We start from the raw sequence: 5,160 nt of genomic DNA on the forward strand, positions 1-5,160 counted from the left end.
GACTCAGTTCGGTATAAGTAAAAACGGGAATGATCAAATCGAAAACAGCTGGCAAATGGGGCAGCGTGAGATGCTCAATATCTCTACAAACAGCAAATTTATTGTTGCCAAGAAAAGCGATCATATGATTATCCATGATCAACCAGAGCTTGTCATCCAAGTCATTCGTGAGCTAATCTCCATTACCCCTCGTCCTCAATTCACCGTTACTAAAACAAACACAGATGATTAGCAGCTTTATATGCTGATGTTTGCATAAAACACAAAAGACGCCCGGGTTTTTCCTATAAAAAGGAACCCGGGCGTCTTTGCTGCCCAACACTTATTATTGTTGATTGATCTTAGGACAATATGGGCTTGCTTTTAGATGATGCTTCTGCGACCTTGCCAAGTATCTGTCTCAGTACTTTAGCATTCTCCCCGACATAACCGGAATCAAGCAGCACATCGTGCGTACCGATAATTCCGTACTCTTCGTATTGACCATGCGTTGACTGTTGCCATAGCAGTTTATCTGATGATGTCACTGGACCAATGGTATCGTCCTCTGCAATCAAGGCATGAATATTCGCCTGAACCTCACCCTCGTTAACAAGCTCATTCCGATAGATGGAGTAGATCAATATTTTCTCTTTGACTCGTTCCCTGTCGGATGGATCGGCCAGGAATGCTTTGTACTGATCCTCAATGCTGTCCAACACCATCTCGACGATCTCTTCAAGCTGCTCTGGTGTCGATTCATCCTTGGATGTCTTTCTCATCGCATCGACCATAATGAGGTCGCTGACCTGATGACCTCGGCTTTCCATGGCTTTGGCCACCTCGAAGGCCAGATTTCCTCCGAGGGAGTAGCCCAGGAAGACATAAGGTCCCTCTGCTTGAATCCCCTCAATGGCATCCACATATCGATCCAGCATATCTTGACCCTGAACACGATCGCCAATGAATTCGAACCCGTATACTTCGCAATGCCCTTCCAGCTCCCTGGCCATCTCATAGTACCCCAGAGAGTAGCCAACCCGAGGAGGGAAACAAAACACTTTGAGATCTCCCTTCCCTGGGAAGTGGAGGATTTCCATTTCTTCTTCATCAGAAGCAGCTTTTGCCCGCAGCTTGAAAATTTCTTGTGCCATTTCCTCCACAGTCGGAAGATTGAACACGAGTTGGAGCGGAAGCTGTACGCCCATGCCGGTCGAGATTTTCTGGATCAATCCCAATACTTTTAGGGAATGGCCCCCAAGTTCGAAGAAATGATCTTTGACTCCGATTTCCTGCACGCCGAGTACCTCGGACCAAATATGCGCCAGTTCGACTTCTGTCGGCGTACGTGGCGGGATATACTCGGCTGTGCTCCGCAGCAGTGCTTCCGGTGCCGGCAGCGCTTTGCGATCCAGCTTGCCGTTCGGATTCAGCGGCATTTGTGCCAACTGTACGAACGCAGTCGGAATCATGTAGCTTGGCAGTTCGTTGGCCAGTGCTTCACGTAATACGCCCGCTGCAAGCCCTTCTTCAGCCACAAAGTACGCGCAAAGCTGAGTGCTTCCAGCCGCATCCGCGAGTGCAAGAACGACTGCTTCCTGTACAGACGGCACTTTAAGAATTTGCGCTTCTACTTCTCCCAGTTCAATCCGGTAGCCGCGGATTTTGACCTGATGGTCGATCCGGCCCAAGTATTCAATGTTTCCGTCCGGCAGCCATTTAGCCAAGTCGCCTGTCCGGTACATCCGTTCTCCCGGTATAAATGGGTGCGGAACAAACATGTCAGCTGTAAGCTCAGGACGGTTGTGATAGCCCCGTCCCACACCTTCTCCCGAGATGCAAAGCTCCCCGGCGACGCCAATCGGCGATAAATGTTTCGCGCTATCCATGATCCAAATCTGCACGTTGTCAAAAGGCTTTCCGATCGGCACATTCGCTGCATAAGCTGTGTCGCGGATCGTTGCATATTTGGTCGCGTAGACAGTGGCTTCCGTCGGACCATAAATATTTTCCAATTGCGCATTCGGAGACAACTGATAGTAGTCCTCCACTAATTTGGCCGGCAACGCCTCTCCGCAAGCAAATACGTATTTCAACGTCCGGATTTTGGCAGCTCCCGTTCCTTTCATAAATTGCACCAATATGCTGAGCATGGAAGGAACAAGGTTCAAATGTGTGATGCTATTGTCCTCCACGGCTTGCAATAAAGCGGTCGGATCTTTTTCTATGCCCTGCGGCAGTATAACCAGCGTACCTTGACCGAAAAACCAACAGAACAGCTCCGGCACAGAGAAGTCGAACGTAAACGTCGTTTTCAACAGGAAAGCGTCGCTTTCCAGCATTGGATATTCGCGTTCCAACTGGCTTAACGTATGGACGGCTGAACGGTGCTCGATCATAACCCCTTTCGGCTTGCCGGTAGAGCCCGACGTATAGATAACGTAAGCCAGGTGATTCGATCCTGCCGCAGGCTCCAGGTTCGACCGATTGGCGTTGTAAGTTTGCGGATCGTCCAGATTGACAAGCTTTCCGTCAAACGAAACATGCTCCATCAAATGTTCCTGGGTAAGCAGCAGCTTCGCTCCCGAATCCTCCAGCATATAGTGGATGCGTTCTTCCGGGAATTCCGGATCAATCGGCACATATGCGCCGCCCGCTTTGAGGATGCCAAGGATGCCTGCGATCATTTCCAATGAACGCTCCACCATGATACCGACAAGTTGATCCGGCTGCACACCTTCGGCCCGCAGCGTTCGGGCCAAGGCGTTAGCCCGTTCGTTCAACTCGCCATAAGTTAATCGGCTGCCCTCGAATACAAGCGCCACTCGCTCCGGCGTCCGTTCGGCCTGCTCTTCAAAAATTTCGTGAATCGTTTTATCACGCGGATAGCCGCTGGCCGTATCTCCCCACACTTCCACAATCTGCGCCTTCTCTTGCGCCGTGATCATGTCCAGATCGCCGACCGGGATGTGCGGGTTGTCGAGCACTTGTTCAAGCAGACGAACCGAATGTCCCTGGAGCCGACTGATGGTTTCCGCTTCAAACACGAGCGCGTTGTATCTCATATGAAGCTTGAGCTGTGCACCCGGCTCAATGGTAAGAACAAAATCATAGTTCGTTTGTTCGAATGCTTCGAGAACGGTAATCTCCATCTCATCCCGATCGTTTTGTCTCATCTGGCCGAGCCGCTCTTCCACCGGGTAGTTTTCAAATACCATGACGTGGTTGATTAAGCTTTGCTTTTGCTCAGTCAACGCCTGGATTTCATACAGCGGATACGTATCGTAAGCGTGCGAGGCCAAATACTGCTCTTGCAGCTTTTTCAGTAATTGCGCGAAGGTCTCCCCTTCTTCTGTTTGAACGCGAACGGGAACCGTATTGATAAACAGACCGACCATATTCTCAATACCCGGTATGTCCGCAGGTCTTCCCGATACCACGTTTCCGAAAACGACATCCCGGCTGTTATTGTACCGTTGCAATAAAATCCCCCATGCTGCCTGCATCAGCATGCTAACCGTTACTTGATGCTGCTTGGCCAACAGTTCGATCTGCTTGGTCATATCCTCGCCAAGATCGCAGATCGTATATTCCAGCCTGTACCCTTCGACTTTGCCTTGGGCTTTTACTTGCGGCAATAGCGTTTGCTGCTCATAGTCTTCCAGGTACTTGCTCCAATAATCGGCAGCCTTTCCGGCATCCTGACGATCCAGCCACTCGATATAGGTACTGTAGGATGGCGCTGGTGGGAGCTTCGGTTGTCTTTGCTCCAGAATCGCCGTATAGTGCTCGAATACCTCCTGCATCAGAAGCGGAACGCACCAGCCATCAATAATAATATGATGGAAGCTCCAGATTAGGCTGTAGTTTTCTTCCCCGGTACGGAGGATCGAGACACGCAGCAGTGCATCCCGGGTCAGGTCAAACCCTTTTGCCCGATCCTGGACATTAAAGTTCTCTGCATACGCATCGCACTGCGCCTGATCCATTCCGCGCAAATCCTCATAATAAAAATCACTTTGCCTGTTGCGGAATACAACTTGTACAGGCTCGGCCAAACCATTGTAAAAGTTGGTGCGCAGTGCATCATGGCGTTGCATTAAGGCATCCAGACTTTGAGCGAATACTTGCATGTCCAGACTTCCCCGGATGCCAAAAGTCGATTGTTCGAAGTAAGAACCCGAATTCGACTCCAGCAGGCTCAGGAACAGCATGCCCTTTTGCATCGGCGCCAGCTTGTACACATTTTCGATCTCGCCGACATGCCGGGTTTGCTGCACAAGCTGCTCCAGTTCCTCCAGGCTGAGATCCGAAAGCAGCAAATCGCTTGGCGTCAGCTCCGACTGCTCTTTACCCGCGCAGTGGAGGATGATTGCCTGAAGGCTGCTTTGAATCAGCTCGGCCAGCTTTTCCATCGTCTCCTTGCGGTATTGATTTCCGCAATAGCTGATGGCCAGCTTCAACGTACCTTCCGAAATCATGCCGTTGATGTCCAGTACATAATTCCGCACGCTGTTTTCGCTAATGGCAACCCCGGTTGAATAAGGCGAAATTTGCAGCTTACTACTGTCCAAATCCTGGTCGAACTGCCCCAGATAGTTGAAGCTGATTTCCGGCTTAAGCTGCAAGGAATCGTCCCCGTTTACTCCGTTATCGGACAAGTGGGCCAAAATCCCGTATCCAATGCCTTTATTCGGAATGTGGCGAAGCCCTTCCTTGACACGCTTAATGCTACGAGAAATTTCCTGTTCGGCCCCGGTCTCCAGTACAACCGGATATTGGCTCGTAAACCAGCCTACGGTCCGGGTGATGTCGGTATCTGGAATGATCGGTTCCCGACCGTGTCCCTCCAGATTTACCAGCACCTGCTCCGTTCCCGTCCAGGCATGAACTGCCATGCCCAAAGCGGTCAGCAGCAAGTCGTTTACTTCCGTGTTGTAAGCGTGGTTAGCCTGCTTCAACAGCAGCGAGGTTTCTTCCTCGCTCCATCCAGCTACTACCGTCTCGCTGTCGCGAACCTGGGCTGTAGGGTGAGCAAAATCCATCGGCAGCGGTTCAATAGCTGCTGCCGTCTGCACGATCTGCCGCCAGTACTCCCGTTCGTGTTCCATCGTCGGACTTGCCGCATGCAGTGACAATTGCTGCGCCCATGTGCGGAACGAGTCTGTTTTTTGCGGCAGG

General features: G+C 51.0%; 1 protein-coding gene and 1 pseudogene. One reads left to right on the plus strand and one right to left on the minus strand.

The window, feature by feature from the left end; genetic code table 11:
* Positions 1-232, plus strand: a pseudogene (locus L693_RS0117970) (alpha/beta hydrolase); the annotation flags it as partial.
* Between the two features lie 109 nt (positions 233-341).
* Here L693_RS0117970 and L693_RS0117975 read toward each other — a convergent pair.
* Positions 342-5,159: a non-ribosomal peptide synthetase gene (locus L693_RS0117975; RefSeq protein WP_269320854.1), complete on the minus strand. Its 4,818-nt coding sequence runs from the start codon at positions 5,157-5,159 to the stop codon at positions 342-344.
* Between the last annotated feature and the right edge of the window lies 1 nt (position 5,160).

The organism is Paenibacillus sp. 1-18, assembly GCF_000520755.1.
Lineage (GTDB): Bacteria > Bacillota > Bacilli > Paenibacillales > Paenibacillaceae > Paenibacillus > Paenibacillus brasilensis.